Source organism: Gemmata algarum, assembly GCF_034097035.1.
GTDB lineage: Bacteria > Planctomycetota > Planctomycetia > Gemmatales > Gemmataceae > Gemmata > Gemmata algarum.
In genome coordinates, this window is record NZ_JAXBLV010000200.1 from 137,440 (window position 1) to 158,067 (window position 20,628).

General features: G+C 67.4%; 11 protein-coding genes. 6 read left to right on the top strand and 5 right to left on the bottom strand.

The features are described from left to right. Nucleotides 1-5: 5 nt before the first annotated feature. A complete protein-coding gene (locus R5W23_RS22055) occupies nucleotides 6-593 on the bottom strand; it encodes an RNA polymerase sigma factor (RefSeq protein ID WP_320688149.1) in 588 nt (195 codons plus the stop codon). A 360-nt stretch (nucleotides 594-953) separates the two neighbouring features. On the opposite strand from R5W23_RS22055, the gene R5W23_RS22060 reads away from it, so the two are divergent. From R5W23_RS22060 to R5W23_RS22085, 6 genes are all read left to right on the top strand, one after another. After that, the gene (locus R5W23_RS22060) at nucleotides 954-1,907 is read left to right on the top strand and encodes a polysaccharide biosynthesis/export family protein (RefSeq protein ID WP_320688150.1); all 954 of its coding nucleotides are present in this window, start codon (nucleotides 954-956) and stop codon (nucleotides 1,905-1,907) included. 116 nt (nucleotides 1,908-2,023) lie between these two features. Next, nucleotides 2,024-2,476: a hypothetical protein gene (locus R5W23_RS22065; protein WP_320688151.1), complete on the top strand. Its 453-nt coding sequence runs from the start codon at nucleotides 2,024-2,026 to the stop codon at nucleotides 2,474-2,476. A gap of 24 nt (nucleotides 2,477-2,500) precedes the next feature. Continuing rightward, nucleotides 2,501-4,135 (top strand): hypothetical protein, encoded by a 1,635-nt coding sequence (locus tag R5W23_RS22070; RefSeq protein ID WP_320688152.1) that lies wholly within the window; start codon nucleotides 2,501-2,503, stop codon nucleotides 4,133-4,135. Between the two features lie 102 nt (nucleotides 4,136-4,237). Beyond that, nucleotides 4,238-5,896, top strand: coding sequence for a formylmethanofuran dehydrogenase subunit A (locus R5W23_RS22075; RefSeq protein WP_320688153.1), 1,659 nt, complete (start codon nucleotides 4,238-4,240; stop codon nucleotides 5,894-5,896). Between the two features lie 324 nt (nucleotides 5,897-6,220). Next, on the top strand, nucleotides 6,221-7,507 hold the full coding sequence (locus R5W23_RS22080) for a sigma-70 family RNA polymerase sigma factor (RefSeq protein ID WP_320688154.1): 1,287 nt from the start codon (nucleotides 6,221-6,223) through the stop codon (nucleotides 7,505-7,507). Nucleotides 7,508-7,756: 249 nt separating this feature from the next. Next, nucleotides 7,757-8,104 (top strand): P-II family nitrogen regulator, encoded by a 348-nt coding sequence (locus R5W23_RS22085; RefSeq protein ID WP_010050902.1) that lies wholly within the window; start codon nucleotides 7,757-7,759, stop codon nucleotides 8,102-8,104. 228 nt (nucleotides 8,105-8,332) lie between these two features. Here the strand turns inward: R5W23_RS22085 and R5W23_RS22090 are convergent, their stop codons facing one another. From R5W23_RS22090 to R5W23_RS22105, 4 genes are all read right to left on the bottom strand, one after another. Further along, the gene (locus R5W23_RS22090) at nucleotides 8,333-12,070 is read right to left on the bottom strand and encodes a CHAT domain-containing protein (RefSeq protein ID WP_320688155.1); all 3,738 of its coding nucleotides are present in this window, start codon (nucleotides 12,068-12,070) and stop codon (nucleotides 8,333-8,335) included. Between the two features lie 529 nt (nucleotides 12,071-12,599). Continuing rightward, entirely contained in the window at nucleotides 12,600-13,676 is a 1,077-nt protein-coding gene (locus tag R5W23_RS22095; RefSeq protein WP_320688156.1) for an NHL domain-containing protein, read from the bottom strand. Nucleotides 13,677-13,705: 29 nt separating this feature from the next. Beyond that, complete coding sequence (locus R5W23_RS22100; RefSeq protein WP_320688157.1) at nucleotides 13,706-17,173, bottom strand: pyruvate carboxylase; 3,468 nt, start codon at nucleotides 17,171-17,173, stop codon at nucleotides 13,706-13,708. 1,044 nt (nucleotides 17,174-18,217) lie between these two features. Beyond that, nucleotides 18,218-19,771: a TolC family protein gene (locus R5W23_RS22105; RefSeq protein WP_320688158.1), complete on the bottom strand. Its 1,554-nt coding sequence runs from the start codon at nucleotides 19,769-19,771 to the stop codon at nucleotides 18,218-18,220. Between the last annotated feature and the right edge of the window lie 857 nt (nucleotides 19,772-20,628).

Below are 20,628 nucleotides of genomic sequence, written 5' to 3' on the forward strand. Positions count from 1 at the left end.
GTGGTCTACTCGCTGCGTGACAGACGGGCACGAAAGTCTTGCAGCACGCGCTCGACGGTGCGGCGCGACCGGCCCGTGACCTGGGCGATCTCACCCACCTCGTAGCCCTCGGTGCGCAGCCGGATGATGGTGCGGTTCGACTCCGGCAGCGCCTCGACCTGCTCGTCCATGACGAGGCGCAAGAACGCGGCGGCGGAGTCGTCGGCGGCCAGCGCGGCGTGCGAGTCCAGGTCGCTCACGGAGGCGGTGTGCCGGACGGCGCGCTTGTCGGCCTGGTGGCGCCCGACGAGGGCACGAATTTTGTTGAGCGCCAGCACCATCAGCAGGCCCCACAACTCCCCCTCCGGGGGAACGTCGTAGTCGCGGTGCCGGGCGCCGTGGAAGAAGGCACGAAACACGGACTGGATCACGTCGTCGGCGTCGAACCGGCCGGCGTAGTTGGGGGTGCAGTACTGGCCCGCGAGGGCGCGCAGCCGCTGCGCGTACCGCACGTAGATGTCGGTCGCGGCGGTCTCGTCACCCGTTCGGTACCGGTGAAGAAGGGTCGCGTCGGTACCCGCGGGCAGCGGGGTCGGGTCGGATCGCCCGGCCATGTCAGGTTTTCCCCTCGCTACGGCGCGGCGTGTCTGCGGTCACGCCTCGCCGTTTTTCGCGGTGTACCGTAGTACGGGATCGTTTGAAGGGGACCGAATATCTCGAATTCACTACTCCGCGAGAAATCGCATCACGCCGGCGCACAAATTCACTCACAACCTGAGCGCGGTTCATGGCGTTGAAGAATTGCGATTCACCACAGGTATCGAACCCAACCCTCGCACCTTGCGCCGGCGACCCGACTTGAATCGATCTTCACGATCCGGACGGTTTCGTTCAGGAACGGTTCTGGTGGCGCCGATAACACCAGTGATGCCGGTGGGAGCCGTTATCCGGTTCAGGGTGCGGGAGGAGTGACCATGAGCGTTCGGCGCGGGAAAAGTGTGTTCGTCGTCGCCGGGCTGCTTCTTTCGACGGTCGGGTGCATGCACGGGTCGCCCCGCGACTACTTCGGCACCCCGCCGATGCCGCACAACTCTAACGCATCAATCCAAGTACCCCCGACGGGTACTGTGCCCCGCGAGTTGGACAAGATCGTCCTGCCACCGTATGTGATTGAGGCACCAGACCAGTTGCTCATCGAGGTGGTGCAGCGAATCGAGATTCCAAAGACGAACGAAAAGGGTGACATCCTTTACGAGGATCCAGATACCAAAAAGAAGCCGATCACGGTCGAGGCCACCGAGCGGCTTTCTGTGCAACCCATTTCCGGGCAGTTCCTGGTTCGGCCAGACGGCACGGTCGGTCTGGGGTTCTGGGGAACCGTGCCGGTTGCAGGACTTACGCTCGATCAGGCAGCCGAGTCGATCCGGGCGCATCTAGTACAGCAAGTTGAATTGAAAAAGCTGACGGCAAAACCCAACAACATCATCGTGATTGTTGACGTGATCGCGTACAACAGCAAGCGTTACTACGTGATCACCGACGGCGGCGGCTTCGGCGAGCAGGTGTTCCCGTTCCCGATCGCCGGCAACGAAACCGTGCTGGACGCCCTCGCCAATATTAACGGACTGCCGGATGTCGCGAGCAAGCGGAACATCTGGATCGCGCGACGCACCCCGCACCCCGGCCAGCCGTGGCAGCTCCTGCCGGTGGACTGGGTCGGCATCACCCAGCACGGTATCAGTCACACGAACTATCAGGTGCTCCCCGGCGACCGGATCTACGTCAAGGCTCAGCGCCTGGTGACCATCGACCGCACGATGGCCCGGCTGTTCGCACCGGTCGAGCGCGTGTTCGGTATCACCCTGCTCGGGTCGAACACCATCAACAACATCGCCGGACGCGGAAACGGGTTCAACAACAACAATTAGTAAGGCTGCGGAACCGAACCGGGCGATGAAACGGCTGGGGAGCGAAAACGGCGGGATGGCACAGGGTTCGCCGGGAATACAGGCGACCGTGTAACCGAGTCGTAGGAGGGACACACATGATGCGCTTCGTGCTAATCGCAGCGGGTGGGCTCGTGACGTGCGCAACCGCGTCCGCACAGTACCCCGTGTCACCTTACTACCAGCCGCCGGGGGCGATGCCGAACGTGTACAATCCGGCGAACCAGCCGCTGAGCCCGTACCTGAACCTGCTCCGCGGGGGTAGTCCGGCGGTGAACTACTACTACGGCGTCCGCCCGGGCACCGTGGGTGGCACGGGCCAGAGTTTGGGCGCCCCGTTCACTAGCAGCGGCGCCCAGCGCGCGCTGTTCTTCCCGCAAATGGTGAACGCCCCGGACCCGCTCCAGCCCCGTGAAGCGGCCCCCGGGAGCGTGCTCCCGCCCGCCGGCCACCCGACCGCTTTCAACAGCACTGGGGGCTACTTCCCGTCGCCGAACAACCGCGGCGGGATGCGCCCGGGGTTAGCGGGTGTGGGCACCACCCGGCGCTAAGTGACTCGCGGCGCAGGCAACGGAATGCGGCACTGCACTCTCAAGGACGAGGCCATGCGGACGATCGTGGGTGTAATCGCGGTGCTGGGGTTGTCCGTGGCAGTGGCCAGCGCGCAACCGCCACGTGCCCGGGGCGCGTCGTTCCGGCCGCCCGAACCGCTCGGCCCGAACGAAACCGCGGCGGGAACCGTGGCGCGGGGCGCGTCCGAAGAGTTCCCACCGTCATCCTTCCCGACCACGCCGGTCGCGCGGCCCGGAAAAGCGCCGGCCGACACCCGCGGCCCGGCGTGGCTCAGCGGAGTTGATTCGGGTGTGCTCCCGGCCGCGGGCAGCGCGTCTCGGAGCAACAACGTGCGCCCGCTGTCCCCGGCGGCAGCCTCGGCCGAACACCGGGAAGACCCGTTCACGCCGCCAAAGGGGCTGGACAAGCTCAAAGGCGCGGGACGCGCGCAGCCGGCGTCGGCGCCCCAACCGCCCGAGCAACCGACCGCGAACACCCCGTTCCGCGGTACGGCCGCCGACGGCGCACCGGTGTACGCCGGCCCGCCCGCGTACCGCTGGTACGGGTGGGGAACGGTAACTCCCGGCGCCAACCAGTTCGCGCCCACTGGTCAGTACCCGAAGGCGTCCGCGAGTTGGTACTCGATCACCGGAGCCACGCCCGGCGCGTTCCCGGTGCCGGTGATGAACCCGCTCCGCAACCCGCCGGGCATCGACCCGCCCGCCTACGCCACCGCTAAACCCGCCACAACGGTGGCTTCGGCGTCTGAGCCCGCCGCACCGGTTCAGCAACAACTGCCCGCACAGGTGCAGCCACAACCGCAGCCGCGCCCGCTGCCGGTCGAACGACCGGAACCGCCAAAGCCGTCTGCGAACGCGGAGTCGAAATTCGTCACGCCCCCGCCGCCGGTGAACGTGCCGAAACTCACGCCGCCGCCGACAACAGCGCTGACGCCGCCGGCGACCACTCCGGTGGCAATGATGCCGGTCCCGGCCCCGGCACCGGTCGTGCCGCCGGTCGTTCGCGAGCCGGACCCGATCGTTCCCCCGGCACCGCCGAAATCCGAACCGGTCGCGTTCGTCCCGCCGACCGTTCAGCCGCTGGCCGCGCCATCACCGAACATGCCCTCGGCCGCGGAAGCCGCGCCCCCCTTCCCTTCGGTCGAACCGGCGAAACCGGTGGTAGCGGTGCCGAGCCCGCTCCCGATCTCGCTCACGACGGAAGTGAAACCGGAAGAACCGAAGCGGCCCGAGCCGAAGCCTGAGCCGCGCCGCGATGAGCACCTGTGGCAGGCTGCGCCGGAACCGACTCACCCCGCCCCGGGCACTTGGACCCCCGCAGGAGGCCGTCCCGCGCAACCGCTGGCCGCGGCACCGACCACCGTGCCGGCCTGGAAGTCGGGTGCGGCGAACACGAAGCCCATCGTGGCGCGAGCACAAATGGGTGAGACCGGTCCGGACCCGATCGAAACCCTGATCCGGCAACTGTGCCAGGACCGCGCCGAGGGCGTCGAGGTCCGCTGGTCCGGCACGAAGAAGATTATGGTGTGCTTCGAGGTGCGCACCGCGCCCGAAGCTCAGAAGCTCGTGACCGATATCAGCAAGCGGCCGGAACTGTCCCAGTACCAAATCGACTTCTGCGCGGTGCTGAAGAAGTAGCGGAAGAGAGACGGCGGACAAACCGGCGGGGCGCCCACGTGGCGCCCCGCCGCATTTTCCGCAGCCCCTCTCCTGTTTTCCTCCCGGTGGTAAACTGCCGTCATGGCGCTCACGAAGTTGGCCGGCGGAACGGTGTACGACCCCGCGAACGGTGTTCACGGCGAGGTCCGCGATTTGTGGATCGACGGCGGGAAGGTCGTCGCACCGCCGACCGATCCGACTGTCCACCCGGCGCGCACCATCGACCTTTCGGGCCTCGTGGTCATGCCCGGCGGCGTGGACATGCACGCTCACATCGCCGGCCCGAAGGTGAATGTCGCTCGGAAGCTACGACCGGAAGACCGCCGCGACAACACGCCGTTCCTCCGCACCGACCTGTTGCGGTCGGGCACGCTGGGGAGCACACCCACCACGTTCACCACCGGCTACCTGTACGCCGGGTTGGGGTACACCACGGTGTTCGACGCGGCGATCCCGCCGCTCGGCGCGCGCCACACGCACGAAGAGTTCCACGACACGCCGGTGATCGACAAGGGCTTCTTCGTCCTGGTCGGCAACAACCACTACCTGATGGACCAACTCGGGCGTGGGGAGCCGGAGCGGGCGCGCGCCTTCTGCGGGTGGCTGCTCAACGCCACCCGCGGTTACGCGCTCAAGGTGGTGAACCCCGGCGGCGTCGAGATCTGGAAGCAGGGCGGCTCCGGACTCGCACACTTTGATGACGTGGTTCCCGGTTTCGGCGTGTCCCCGCGCGCGATCGTGAACGCGGTCGCGCGCACGGCGGACGAGCTGAAGCTCCCGCACGCCGCGCACATCCACTGCAACCAGCTCGGGATGCCGGGCAATTGGTCCACCACCCTCGACACCATGCGCGCGGTCGAGGGGCACCGCGGCCACTTCACGCACATCCAGTTCCACAGCTACGGCGGCGGGCCGGACGACCAGGGGACGTTCTGCTCGAAGGTGCCGCAACTCGCCGAGTACGTCAACGCACACCCGAACGTCACCGTGGACGTGGGCCAGGTGATGTTCGGCGAAACCACGTCCATGACCGGCGACGGTCCGCTCGGCCACTTCCTGCACAAGGTGACCGGCCGGAAGTGGTTCAACGGCGACACCGAGTGCGAGGGCGGGTGCGGGATCGTGCCCATCGAGTACAAGGAGAAGAGCTTCGTTCACGCGCTCCAGTGGGCGATCGGGCTGGAGTGGTATCTACTGGTGGAAGACCCGTGGCGGGTGGCGATGAGCACCGACCACCCCAACGGCGGTTCGTTCCTGGCGTACCCCGAGATCTGCGCGCTCCTGATGAGCCGCGACTACCGCCGCGAGGTGCTGAAGCGTCTGCCCGAGAAGTTGCGTACCGTGTGTACCCTTCCCGACCTGGAGCGCGAGTACACGCTCTCCGAGATCGCCATTGTCACGCGCGCCGGCCCGGCGCGGATGCTCGGGCTCACGCACAAGGGCCACCTCGGGGCCGGTGCGGACGCGGACATCACCGTGTACACGCCGGGGGCCGACCTCAAAGCGATGTTCGAGTTACCCCGGTTCGTGTTCAAGGCCGGTGACTTGGTGGTCGAGCACGGGGAAATTCGCGTGGTGCCTTACGGGCCATCGCTGGCGGTGCGGCCGGCATTCGACGAGGGCGCGGTGCCCCACATCCGCGAATGGTTTGAGGGGGCGTATTCGCTCAGGTTTGCCAACTACGCCGTCGGGCCGGAGTACGCCAGTCACGGCGAAACCGTGGTGCCGACGCGCAGGTAGCCACTCGCATCGGCTGACGCCCGCGCCCAACCCTCGCCTCGTATCTCCCAATCGCTCACGCACTTCTCTCCGTCCCGTGATGCTCCCGCTCGTGACAAGTATCATCCGCCCCAGGTCGTGCCACACGCTCCGACCGCGTACCGCACCGGTTGGGGGACGAACTGGTAACCCTCTGTTCCGACACCAGAGCCGCAACGCCTTTCTTGCTGAGCCCTTCCGCCCGAACCACTATGGCCGGTCGTGTCGTGTTTTCCGAATTTCGGGACGGCGATCGCCCTTCGCGGGCTCTATCCGTGTAGAACGGCGATGAAACGGAGGTCTAGCGTGGTTCGCCAGCTTTCCAGCCTCGTTCACCACCTCAACCGGACGGTCGCGAACGATCGTCTGGCGCAGCTCGCGGACGGCGAACTCCTTCAGCGCTTCACGGCGAACCGGGACGCCGCCGCGTTCGAGACTCTGATCTGGCGACACGGCCCGATGGTACGTGACGTGTGCCGGCGGGTACTCGGCAACGACATCGACGCGGACGACGCATTTCAGGCCACGTTTTTCGTGCTTGTGAGGCGCGCCCGCGAGGTTCGGTCCCGGGAATCACTCGCCGGGTGGCTGTACCGGGTGGCACGCCGAACCAGCACGCGCCTCGGTCGCGAAACCGCCCGGCGCGCCGCCCGAGAGCGGCGTGCGGCCCGGCCGGAAGCCGTTACCATCACGAGCCCAGACACGTGCGACTGGCGGGCGGCACTCGATCGCGAGGTGGAACGGCTCCCGGTGGTGTACCGCGACGCGTTCGTTCTGTGCCACCTTGAAGGCCGAGCACAGTCGGACGCGGCGCGGGAACTCGGCTGCCCGGTCGGCACACTCCAGTCCCGACTCGCGCGGGCCAAGGAACGGCTCCGCGCGGGACTCACCGCCCGCGGGGTGATGTTCCCGGCCGTGTCTCTGGGAACGGTCCCCGCGGCTCTGGTAACCGCAACCGCGTCCGCGGCCGCCAAACTTGCATTGGGCACTCCGACTACGGCGGTCGCAGCGGCCGTCGCCCTTTCACAGGAAGTGGGGAACACGATGGGATTGTTCAAGGCAAAGCTGGTGCTGTTGGCTCTGGTGACGACGGCCGCTCTGGGGACAGCGATCGGACAGGTCGGACAGGTCGGACCGCCGGCGGCCCCGGCTGGGGCGGAGCCGCCCACGTCGGCAAGCGCGACTGTCGAAGACCTGAAAAAGGAGAACGAGCGACTGCGGCGCGAGGTGGAAGCGCTGAAGAAGAAGCTGGCTGCCGCCGAGGCACGGGTTCTAGGCGACGAGCCGACGGACCAAGAGGTGATCCGCGCGCTCCCGAAGCCTGCGGCCGGGGCCGTCCGGGAAGACATCATGATCGTGAAGCAGAAAATCCAGGACCGCCTGGACCCGGTGGACCCGACACGTCTCGACCCGGGCATCGCTCCGGCGCGGCTCTGGGTTCAGCATTGGGAGTGCCGCGTTTACTACACCGAAAGCGTGGAACTGCCGTGGCCCGTGCCGACGAAGTTCACCAAGTCGCGCGTGCATGTGGTGTACATCGACAAAAACGCACTCGTACCCGTGAAGGGCGAACAACGTCCGGTTCAAAAGTAGTTCGGCAGGGAGTAAGAGCGAGCCGTACCCGTGCTGCGCGGGGCTGGCTCACCGGATCGGTTCTCGGACTCGCTGTCACGGAAACAGAGCGTGCCAAGTGGGACGGCGCTCCCCTCAACCGTTTCGACATCGGTCGGCGGTGCCAAACGGTTGTCGCCGCGCTGTTCAACGGGCGGTTTGCTATTCTGGACACAAACCGCGGGGTCCTCGAACCGCGCCGCGTCCACTTCCGTCCGCCGGGTCCGAATCATGAAGCTCATCCTCGCCATCATTCAGCCGTCCAAGCTCGACGCCGTGAAAGAGGCGCTGAACAAAGTCGAAGTGTTCCGGCTCACCATCGTGGACGTGCTCGGCTTCGGGCGACAGAAGGGGCACACGGAGGTGTACCGCGGGCACGAGCTGACCGTCAACATGCTGCGCAAGGTGCAGTTGCAAATCGCGGTCAACGAGGACTTTGTGGAACCGACGGTCAACGCGATCATGGATGCGGCCCGCACGGGACCGGAAGGGCGCATCGGCGACGGGAAGATCTTCATCCTGCCTCTGGAGGACTGCATCCGCATCCGCACCGGTGAGCGCGGCCCCGAGGCCATTTGAGCCCTCCCCATTGAGAGGCCGCGCGGACGAGCTCTTCGGCGGACCGGACCCGGTAACCGACTCGCACGCTTTGGACCCGTTCGCCGGCATGGTACCGAATCCGATTGGCCCGTATCCACGCCGTATTCTGTAGCCGGCCTCTGTGAGGCCGGTGCTACCTCGGTCATGTCGCACCGGCCTCACAGAGGCCGGCTACAGGAAGCAGTTACTCTTCAATTGGGTTCGCCATCAGTCCGGCGGCCCGACGTACACGAACGGTGCCCAGAAGAACGGCGCTTCCCAGCCGGGGGTGCGTTTCACCGCCAACCGGGCGTCCCTCAGCGCTTCGGGGTAGGCAGTTCCCTTCCCCCCGCCCGCACGGATCGCGCCAAAGAACCCGGACATCATCTCGGCGGTCGCGCGGTCGTCCACCGACCAGCAACTCGCCATCACCCCGCGCGAGCCGGCGCCGAGGAACGCGCCGGCGAGCGTCACCCCGGCTTCGAGCGGGCGCTGGGGTCCCACGTTCGTCACGCACGCGCTCAGCACAGTGAGTTCGCACCCGGTCAGCTTCAGTCGGGAGATTTCGTGGAGCGTCAGGAACCCGTCGTTGCCCGGCTCTTCACTCCCCCGAGGCGGCGGGGTCAGCGCGACCGCGGCGAACGCGTTGCCGAACGCCTCGTCCGCGAACCCGTGCGCCGCCAGATGGACGAACCGCTTCCCGGGCATGGCGGCGACTACGTTCTGCTCGGTGGCCCCGTCCCGCTCCAGCGCAACTACTTTATCGGCGGGGAAGTGCTGGCGCACTTTTCGGCTCTCGGTCGCGGTGTACGGCAGCCGCGGGAGCTGCCCGCCGCTCGATCGCTTGGTACCCTCGCCCGCTTCGGGATAAGCGGGGTCGCCGACGGTGAGGAGCGAGGCCGTCGCGTCGGTCGCGCGGGGCCGGCTCAGGACCACCGCCAGCGCCCCGATCGACGGCGCGTAGCACACCGGCGGCAGTTCGTCGAGCGCGTACCGCGGCCCGCCGGGGGCCGAGAGCAGCAGCGCCTCGAACGGCAACTTGTGAAGCGCGCCGTCCGGAACCAGCACCAGCCGTTTCGCCCCGCTCGCCCGGATCTTCTCGCGCAGCGCGGCGGGCAGCACAGCGTCCCCGATCCCCTCCGCCGCGATCGCCCGGGTGCCCTGCCCCGCGGTCCGCGACACCAGCGCGATGCCCCGCGTCGGGTTGAACGAGGGGTCGGCGATCTGTCGCAGGTAGTGGTTCACGAGCCGCGCCGCGACCGCGTCCGTCAGCGCGACGGCCTCGGCGGGTGCCGCCAGCGGGCGCTCGGGTTGCGGGGCGACCGCCCGCACCGCGACCCCGCGGAACCCGGCCCGCGCGACCAGTCCGCCGGCCGGCGGCTCGCCGACATCGGCGGCGACCGCCTGGGCCACCCCGAGCCTGAACACCTGCGGGGCCGCCGCGGGGTCTGTGGACAGGACCGCGAAGCTCGCGTCGCGCCCCACCATGTACGTGAGCAGCGCCCCGCCGGCCCGGTGCGCCTCCTTGCGGACCTGCGCGAGCGCCTGTTCGGCGAACGCGGGGTCCGTGAGCACGCGCGTCATGGGGTCCGCGTTGGCGATCTCGCGCCACGCGTCGGCGTACTGCTTCTGGGCCGCCTCGAGTTCGGCCGCGAGCTGTTTCGCCTCCGGCTCGTCGGACTGCTCGGGCGTGAACAGCATCGCCCGCGAGCGGAGCCGCGACACGGTCCGGCGGGCGCCGGCCTCGCGCTCGAGGAGCTCCTTGCGTGTGTCCGCCGGCAGCCGGTCGCGCGGGTCCACGCCGGCGGCCAGCATCTGGTCGAGCAGGGTGCGGCTGCGGCTGCGGGTGACGACGCGGAGCAGCCCCTCACCGTCCCCGTCGCGGGCGCACCACGCCGCGAGCAGCTCGAACATCGGCGCGAACTGCACAAAGAACTGCGCGCGTTGCGCGGCCTCGCCGAAGGTGCTCAGTCGGGCGCGGTCGGCGATGTCGAACACTTCGCCGAGCAGCTTTTTGGCCTCGTGCGGTTTTCCAGCCTTGTCGGTGAGCACGGCGAGGCGCCAGAGGGTGATCGCGCAGGTGGCGGGGGGGCAACGCGGGCGCCCCGCCTGGAACGCCCGCGACTCGGCGAAGCGCTTCAGCGCGTCCGCGTCGGCCCCGCGCAGCTCGGCACAGACCCCGAGAAAGTTGAGGGTGCGGGCCAGCAGCACGTCGCCCGTTGCCCGCTGGGCGGCGGCCAGTTCGTTCCACACCGCCTCGGCCGTCACGAGGTCCTTGCGGGTGAGCGCGTCGAGCGCGCGAATGTGGCGCGCGGCGGCCCACAGGTACTCGCTCTGCCGCCCCCCCCGGGTGCCGGCCGCTTCGAGCGCCGGCACCAGCGCGGCGGCGCTCTTCACCTGCCCCTGCGACAGGTACAGGTCGGCGCGGACGGCGTCGATCAGGACGCCACTCAGGTCGTCGCGCTCGCCGAGCCGGCCGAGCACCTCCGCGGCCCGGGCCAGCGCCGCGCCCGCGGCGGCAACGTCACCCTGTTCCTTCTGGATCAGCGCGCTGTTGAGCCACAGGTTGAACCGCGTCGCTTCGGCGTCAGCCCCGACGAGATCGCACCGCGCCAGCCCGTCCCGGAAGCACCCGATCGCGCCCGCGAAATCGCCCCGGCGCGACGCCGCAACGCCGAACAGATAATCGGCCTCGACCCGCAGCGCGTCCGGCGGGAGCTTGTGCTTGCGGTACAGCTCGGCGCACCGTTTGAGCGCCCCCTCGGCGTCTTCCGGCGCGTCGCACCCGAGCTGCGCGGCGGCCAGATTCACCAGCACTTTAGGCAGAACCCGCAGGTTCACCGGCTGTGCGGTTTCGAGGTCGGCCAAGGCCGCGGTCAGCAGCTTTCGCGCGGCCGGGTGGGCCGCTGCCATCAGTTCTAATGTCCCCCGGTCCAATTTCAGGCGAGCGTCCAGAAGGGTGTCGCCCGACCACCGCGCGTCCGCTTGGCGTGCGGCGTCGAGGGCCTGGGCGAACTGCTTGGCGGAGCGGGTCAGCGCCTGGAGCCGCACGAACGCGGCCAGCGCCCCTCCGGCGTCGGCGGTGGCACCGAGCGCGGCCTTATATTCGGCCGCGGCCCGGTCGCGAAGTTTGGCGGCGTCGGCCGGTTTACCGGCCGCGACCGCGGCGGTGGCCCACTCAGCGAGGATGTCGCCGGCCGTGACCCTCTGTTCGGGCTGTGCCTTCTGGTGTAGCGCAAGCGCTTCGGCAAACAGGGGCTCGGCGCCGGCGAACTGGCCACGAGCGGCGAGGAGTTTGGCGCGCTGAAGTTGGGTGTCGCGCCGGCCGGCCGGGTCGGCCAATTGGTCGTGCAGGTTGGGCAGGCCGTCCAACGCCGCCAGGGCCGCCGTGCGGTCCCCGCGCTTGGCGAGGGCCTCCGCGAGCACACGAGCGGCCGCAACCCGGCCGGCGGCGGCGTGCGTGCGTTCCGCGACCTTCAGGGCCTCCGCTGCCGCTCGTTCCAGTTCGGCCCACCGCCGGGCCTCAGAACCGTCCCGCTTCAGTGCGGCGGTTTCGCAGCGGACCCGAAGGGCGTCGAGCATCAGCGGCGACGCGAGCGGCGGTTTGGCACCCAGCGCGGCGTTGACGTGCGCCTCGGCCGCGTCTGGGTAGCCCAGGTCAAGGTGACACTGCGCGGTGAGCAGTTCGAGGGCGCCCGAGCCGTCGGGGTCGCCAACGGTTTTGAGCCAAGCGCGGAACGCCTCGCCAATGCGCAGTGCCTGATCGGGACGCCCGGAACGGACGTAGAGGCTCATCAACCGGTTGTACGCCTGGCGCTTGAGAAACCGGTCGTCAGTAGCGAGTGCGGCGCGGTACAGCGGTTCGGCGTCGCCGAATCGGTCCTCAGCGGCAAGCCGTTCGGCCTTCCGAAACGCCTCCACCGGAGCCGGTTGGGCTGCTACCAGCAGAACCACAGTGGGCAACATGGTGAACCTCACGCGACGGAATCCGAGCAACTCTAGCTCAATCCGAACGCGAGAGCTTTTGGGTGTCCCAAGGATGACGTGTGTGGCAAACAACACCGCCCTCGGCGGCCCGCGATGCTGTAACGGGGGTTACAGCGCCGCTCCAGTTTCCACGAATTGGCTTCGAACGGGCCTCGGGCAGGCACATGTACTACCGGCGGACTACTGGTTCGCTGGGTCCGCCGCTACCCACAAATCGCGTCCAAAACCTCCGATTCCCGCCCCGGGGCGGTTTCAATCAGGTCCCTGTTGAATGGCACAACATCTTGTCACTACATCGCTTAAGTCAAAATCGCGAGCAGCAGAATATGAATTAACGAGAACGCCACCGAACGCGGGATACCCGATCCATCGGCCCAACGAGCAGCGGTTCACGGGATATGGCAAGATTCGGCGTCGGGAGTGCAGAATCTCCCATTCGGCGCCCCCGACACCGGCACAACCTGACCTAGCAACCTTACCCGCGGACACCACACCGCGGCGAACCGAACTATTTCACTTTTCTGATCCGGTGGCTGTTCGTGTCGCCGATGTACAGCGCCCCATCCGAGCCGACCGCGACCCCGTGTGGTCGGCCGAGCGTCGCGCCCGCCGCCGGACCGTTGTCACCGAGTCCCGGGGTCTTGGTTCGCCCCTTCCCGGCAACGGTTGTGATTGCGCCGGTCTTCGCGTCGATCTTTCGGATGACCTCGTTCTCGGTATCGACGACGAAGACGTTTCCGTTCTTATCGATGTCGATTTCTTTCGGCCCGTCGAACGTCGCCTCCAGTGCCTTCGTGCCGTCGCCGGTGTAGCCCTTCTTGCCCGTACCGGCGAACCGCTCGATGCGACCTTTGGCGAGATCGACCACGCGCACGCAGTGCCCGTTGCGTTCCACAACGTACAGCCGCCCGTCGGGTCCGACCGCGACCGCACGCGGGCCGTTGAGCGTCGCATCCTTGATCGGCCCGCCGTCACCCGCGGAGACGCCTTTACCGTTACCGAGCAGTGTCGAAATGGTGCCTTTTGCCAGATCGACGACGCGCACCCGATGTCCGGCCACGTCGGCGATGTACAGCCGACCGTTGCCGTCGAGACACAAGCCGTTCGGCTCAACGAACAAGGCCTTGTCCGCCGGGCCGCCGTCGCCCCCGTATCCGGTCTTGCCGCCGGTGCCCGCGATGGTGGAAATGACGGCCGTTTTGCCGTCCACTTTGCGCACGCAGAAGTTCAGCCGGTCCACAATGTACAGGTTGCCGTCGGCGTCGAGTTCGATGCCGTAAGGTTCGTTCAGGCTCGCCTCGAGCGCGCTTCCACCGTCCCCGCCGAAACCCTTTTTCCCGTTGCCGGCGACCGTCGTGATGGTGCCGGTCTTCCCGTCCACCTTGCGCACACGGTGATTGAACGTGTCCGAGAAGTACAGGTTGCCGGCCTTATCGAAGGCCACGTCAAATGGCTGATCGAGCTCGGCCTTCGCGGCCGGTCCGCCGTCCCCCGCGAAGCCCTTTTTACCGGTTCCCACCGGCGAGGTGATGACCGGCGCGGCGTCCGCACCGGCACAGGCGAGCACCAACACGAGAGGCAGCATGTTGTCACCTTCAACGGGGAACGGGCCGTTCACTCGAACCGAATCACCAAGTCGCCACCTTCCACCTGCGCCCCGGGGCGGACGAGCACCTCGGCCACCTTCCCGGGCCGATCGGCGTAGATGGTGGTTTCCATCTTCATGGCTTCCAGCGTGAGCAGTTTGGCCCCGGCAGCGACCTCCTCACCCGGTGCCACGGCCACCGCGACGACGGCGCCCGGCATCGGCGCCGCGATGTGCTTTGCGTTGCCGTTCTCGGCCTTCGGGCGCGATTTGACCACTCCTGCGCCGAGGGTACGGTCCACGACGCGGAACTCGCGCGGCTGGCCGTTCAGCTCGAAGTAGACCACGCGGTAGCCATCGGGTTGCGGCTCACCCACCGTGAAGAACTTGATGATCAGCGTCTTACCGGGCTCGATCTCGATGCTGACCTCTTCGCCCTTCGCGAGCCCGAAAAAGAAGCTGGGCGTCGGCAGCACGCTCACGTCGGAGTACTTCGCCTGGTGCTCCACAAAGTCGCTGAACACCTTCGGATAAAGGACGTACGAGATGACATCCTGGTCGGACGGCTCGCGCCGCAGCTTCGGTTCGAGTTCGGCCTTCGCCTTCACAAGGTCAACGGGCGGGAGCGTGGCACCGGGGCGCTCGGTGAGCGGCTTCCGCCCGCGGAGGATGCGGGTCTGGAGTGCCGCCGGGAACCCGCCCGGAGGCTGGCCGAGCTTGCCCTCGAAGAACTCCACCACCGACTCCGGGAACGCGATCTCTTTCTTCGGGTCGAGCACCATTTCGGGCGTCAGGTTGTTCGCGAGCATGAACAGCGTCATGTCACCGACCACTTTCGATGTCGGCGTGACCTTGACGATGTCGCCGAACAGCCGGTTGACCGCCGCGTACATCCGACCCACTTCCGCCCACCGGTCCGCCACACCGAGCGACTGGGCCTGTTGGTACAGGTTCGCGTACTGCCCGCCCGGCATCTCGTGGAGGTACACTTCCGCGGAGCCGGCGAGCTGACCGGTTTCGAACGGCGCGTACAGGCGTCGCACGCCGTCCCAGTAGGTAGCCGTTTCCTGAAGTGCGTCGAAGTCGAGTTGCGTGGCCCGGTCGGTAAACCGTGTCGCCTCGACGAGCGCGTTAAGGCTCGGCTGCGAGGTCACCCCGGCCATCGGCGCGAACGCGCAGTCGACGACGTTCACGCCCTCCTCCGCGGCCATCAGGTACGAGGCGAGTTGGCCGCCGGCGCTGTCGTGCGTGTGGAAGTGGATCGGCAGCCCGACCTCCTCACGGAGCGCCTTCACCAGTTTCTTCGCGGCGTAGGGTTTGAGCAACCCAGCCATGTCCTTGATCGCCAAAAAGTGCGTCCCGAGCTTCTCCAGTTCTTTGGCCAAGTTCACGAAATAGGTGAGCGTGTACTTGTCACGCTTGGGATCGAGGATGTCGCCGGTGTAGCAGATCGCGGCCTCACAGATCGCGTCGGTCTTCAGGACCGCGTCAATGCCGAGCTTGATGTTGGGAAGCCAGTTGTTCGCGTCGAAGATGCGGAAGATGTCCATGCCGGCTTCCGCGGACAGCCGGACGAACTCGTACACCACGTTGTCCGGGTAGTTGGTGTACCCGACGGCGCTGGCGGCCCGCACGAGCATCTGGAACAGAACGTTGGGGACGCGCGCCCGGAGCTTCGCGAGCCGGTCCCACGGGGACTCTTTCAGGAACCGCATCGCGGTGTCGAACGTGGCCCCGCCCCACATCTCCATCGAGAAGAGGCCCGCGTGCCGCTCCGCGTACCGGTCCGCGATCGCGAGCATATCAAAAGTGCGCATCCGGGTCGCGAACAGCGACTGGTGCGCGTCGCGCATCGTGGTGTCGGTGACGAACAGTTGCTTCTGCGCGCGGGTCCACTTGGCGAACGCCGCGGCGCCAAGTTCCTTGAACCGGTCGCGGGTGCCCTTCGGCTTCTCCGCCCGCGGCGCCAAGCGCGGAGTTGCCAGAGGCGCCGCGACCGTCGGCACCCGCTCGCCACACTTCCCCTTCACTTCCGGGTGCCCGTTTACGATGACCTCGGCCAAGTACGCGAGCAACTTCGACGCGCGGTCGCGGCGGGCGGTGAACTGGAACAGGCCCGGGGTTTCATCAAGGAACCGGGTGGTCACGTCTCCGGCAAGGAACTGCGGGTGCCCGATCAGGTTCAACAGGAACGGGATGTTCGTCTTCACCCCGCGGACGCGGAACTCTTGGAGGCACCGCTCCATCCGCGTCGCGCAGTCCTCGAACGTCAGGCCGCCAACCGTCACCTTCACCAAGAGCGAGTCATAGAACGGCGTGATGACGGCACCGCCGAACGCGGTACCCGCATCGAGGCGAATGCCCGGACCGCCGCTCGAGCGGTACGCGGTGAGCCGGCCATAATCCGGCACGAACCCGTTCGCGGGGTCTTCGGTGGTAACGCGGCACTGGATCGCGAAGCCGCGGGTGCTGATCGCGCTTTGCTCCAGGCCGATGCGGTTGTGGTTCAGGGGCAGACCGGAGGCGATCAGGATTTGCGACCGCACGATGTCGAACCCGGTGACCTGCTCGGTGACCGTGTGCTCGACCTGAATGCGCGGGTTCACCTCAATGAAGTAGAACTTTTGCGCGTCGGTATCGTAAAGGAACTCGACGGTACTGGCGTTATCGATGCCGCAGGCACGGCCCACAGCCAGGGCCGCGTCGAGAATGCCCTGGCGCACGTCCGCGGGCAGGTTCGGCGCGGGCGCCAGTTCAACCACCTTCTGATGACGCCGCTGGACCGAGCAGTCGCGCTCGAACAGGTGAACCAGCCCGCCGTGCCGGTCGCCGAGCAGTTGCACCTCGATGTGTTTGGCGCGCCGGACGAACTTTTCGAGGAACACGTCCGCGATGCCGAACGCGGCCCCGGCCTCGCGCTGCGCCGACTCGACCGCCTCTTGCAACTTGTCGGCGGTGTGAACCACCCGCATACCGCGCCCGCCGCCGCCCATCGACGCCTTAACGATCACCGGATAGCCGAGCGTCTCGGCGAGGGCGTGAGCCTCATCTTTCGAGGCGAGCGGCGTCTCCCCGCCGGAGAGCACCGGCACCTGAGCTTTCTTGGCGATCCCCCGAGCAGTGACCTTGTCGCCGAGTTGCTCCAGCACCTCGGGGCGCGGGCCGACGAACGTGATCCCGGCCGCGGCGCAGGCGCGCGCGAACTGCGCGTTTTCCGACAGGAAGCCGTACCCCGGGTGGACCGCGTCCACGCCCACCGACTTCGCCAGTTGAACAATGCTCTCGATGTCCAGGTACGAGCGGATCGGTTCGCCCGGCTTACCCACCTGGTACGCCTCATCGGCCTTGAACCGGTGGAGCGCGAACCGGTCCTCGTGGGAGTAGATCGCGACGGTACGGATGCCGAGTTCGTGCGCCGAGCGGAACACCCGAATGGCGATCTCACTGCGGTTCGCGACGAGCAGCTTTTGAAACGGACGGGACTTCGGGTCCGGCATCGAACCAACCTCGGCGGGAGAGCGAGCGCGACACTGTTGCGGCAGGACGAATGAAGCCGGTGTGGCGGGCGGGAGTGGCACCAGGCGAGATGCGGACGCGCCCCCAGTGCCGACCTTGTTATATAACCGCCACCGCGCGGCGACACCGCGATCAGGAGCGGCCGTGCGGACACGCCGAAAGATACTCGACCACACGCCGGCGCGACTGCGCGCCAACTCCTACCCGCGGCGTGACCGCAATACCGGGCGAGCGGTCCAAGGCCGCTCGCCCGGTATTGCATGAGCAACTGCTACCGTGTGCCACACGCCAATCATGAAAAACAAATGACTCATAGACACAAACACAGACGATCAGTGTCTTTTGCATCGCGACACAAACCGATTGATCATTTCACCAGACGCATCGAAACGGCATCCGATCGACTGGTGTAGCAGGTGTACTTGGCTACAACGAAACACCACACAACCTCCCGTCGACGTAGTGGCGTCCTTCCATAACTGTGCCGGTGGCCCGGCGAGTCCCGGAACGCTCAGTTCACGCAAGAGCTAGCCGAGAACGGCATCGAGCACGGGTGCGTTTTAAATCGACTGGCGCGGCTGCCGATACCTTCTGTGCTCAGCACCGGCGCAACGCCGCCGATTGGCAACCGGTTCGTGGGCGGTGAGCGCACGGCGCACATCTCGCAGGTTTAGCGCGCTGATGGAAGCTTCGGCCGCCGCCGTCAAGCTTGGGGTAGTAATTACACATAAGAACACCCCCGCGGCACAGCGAGATCGGGGGGACAGAGCCAACCCAGGCATCGGTCCCCCAGACGACGTTACCCTCTACTATCCGGATGGCACGAGAGCTAATCCGGCGGTCCCCGGAACGAGACCCGCGACTCGGGACGTGCGACTTGGTGGTAGCAACACCCCAGCGAACCGCCAGTCCGTTAGCAGTCGGTCGGCAGCGGATGTCCCGTCGGTGCCCCAGCGAATGGGTTTCCCGGCAGCACGATGCCGAACTCCAGCCGGTCCTGCTGGAACACCGAGCCGAGCAGTCCATCAGGGGAACTTGGATACGTCAGACGGCAGCACAACCGGACCGGCACCCGGTTTGGGCGGCGCGGCGGGAGCGGGGATGGGGGCGGGTGCGGATGCGGGTGCCGGGGCAGGCGCAGAAATGGGAACCGGCCACAACTCTTCCATCAGCAGCCCGGACAGTTCCGCAGCGGACTTCCACGCTTCGCCGATGGACCGGTTGTACTCCAGCCGCGCTTCGGCAACCGCCCGCTGGGCCTGGATCACCCGCAGGTACTCGAACTGGCCGCCCTTGAACGCGGTCAGCGACAGTTGGTACGTCTCCTCGGCGCGGGGGATCAGTTCCTTGCGGTACGCCTCGGCGCGCTCGCGGGCCGCGGCGTATGCCTGGTACGCCGCCGCGACCCGGGCCGCCAGTTCGTTCTCGGTTTGCCCGACGTTCTGGATCGCCATGCCGAGTTCGGCGCGCGCCGCGCGGATGTTCCCCTGGTTGCGGTTCCACAGCGGCACCGGCAGGCTGACGCCGACCGCCCCGTCGTGCGAGCGGTTCTCGAACTGCCGGATATACCCGGCGGAAACGGTCAGGTTCGGGATCGGTTCGACCTCGGCCCGCCGGACGGCCGCTTGCGCCCGCTCCACCCCGACCCGCGCCGACCGCGCCTGGGGGTGGTACTCCAGAACCGCCTGGCGGGTCGCTTCGGGGTCGTAGTTGGGCAGGTTGTCGAACGTCGCCTTCACGGCCGCCGGGATGAGCCCGTTTTGCCCGGCGACGGCCGCCAGCCGCCGGTAGGCCCCGGGAAGTTCGCGGCGGACCGACTGGAGTTCGGCCCGGAACCGTTCGCGTTCGACCTCCAGTTGGATCAGGTCGAGCCGGGCGATCTGCTTGTTGTCGAGCAGCGTCTTCCCGACCGCCGCCGCGTCTTCGGCCAGTTTCACCACCTCTGCGAGGATCTCGGCCCGCTGCTGGAGCGTGAAGGCCTCATAGAACGCGCCCCGAACCGAGCCGACCACCGCGAACCGTTCGCCCAGCAGTTCGAGGGCGGCCTGATCGACCTCGCGCGCCGCGACCGCCTGCGCGAGCGTGAGCTTACGACCCGTAACGATGGTCTGCGAGACCCGCGGCGCGGTGAGAATGCCGAGCCGGTCCGGGCTGGACCGGTCGCCCAATTCGTCCCAGTTCACCGCCACGTCGGGGTTCGGGTACAATCCCGCCTGAAGGTGCCGCCCGCGTGCCGCGTCGATGGCCAGATTCGCTTTGGACAGGCGCGGGTTCTGCTCCACCGCGAGCCGAACGAAGTCGTCCAGTGCAGACGGGGCGCTCAGAGCGGTTGCCCCGGGCGTGCCGGACGGAGCCGGGTCTCGGAACGCCGCCTGTTGTACGCCCGTGTGAACGGATTGCGTGCGACCGGCCGCCGGGGTGACCGGGGACGAACGGCCCGTGACCTTTGCCGGTGCCGGCGGGCGCGCCAGCAGGAGCGCGTCGTCGCGGTCGGGCGATGCACACCCGACTGCCAGAGCGGTCGCCCCGCCGGTACACACCACCGCTCGCCAGGCGGTTCGGACGTTGAACACCCGCATCACAATGCCCTCGCGCGAATCGTGCAAAATGGGAAAATGCGAGCCGATCAGCGCGCAGTGCTAGCAGCGGAAGGCGTAGGAATAGCGAATAAGACGAGCGCCCGGATGCGGCCCCGGAACAAGCTCGCCGACGGCCGCGTGGCGAAGAACGAGTGCCCTTACCGGCGCCGGGACCAACGAACTGGCAGCGCCGGCGTCATTGCGCACAGGGTCGGTGCGGTCTGGCGCGGCGGGAATCGTGCCCGTTTGTGCCCCGTGCTCGCACGGACCGTTACAGGTCCCGTTGGGCACGGTTTCCGGATCGGTCGCGGACGGGCCGGCGTGCTCGGTTCTGCAACACTCACAGTGCGGCTTCGCGGCTGAGGCGCAAGCGGGGTGTGGCGTTCGGAGTTGGAGCGCGTGAGCCACCCGGCAAGGGCACTGCCCCGTCCCGGTGACCGGCACGGTCGCCAAGAACGCAGCACTCAGTACCCACGCTCGAACCGCTCGGAACATCGCATCCGTCCGAATGGTCAAGTTCGCAACCACTACTACAACCGTCACCTTTATCGTCCCCGAAGGCATGTCGGCTTCATCACAGTTCAGAACTCTCGCCGAGTTATCGGCCCTCGGACGGCTCGGCACCTGACACGAACACCTCGGCAGAGCCACAACCACCGCGGACGGTTCATGCCTCCCGACTCACCCGCGGAGGTACCAACTTCTCCTTACAGTCCAGATGGCAGGGGAACCGTTTAACACCCAGTCATGTCCGTCCCAGGTGTCCGTGCTTAACGGCGTTCAGAAGACGGCACGTGTCGAATAAACGTGTTCGCAGTCGGGTCGCGCGCCTTGTCTGCTGATGTCCACGCCACGCG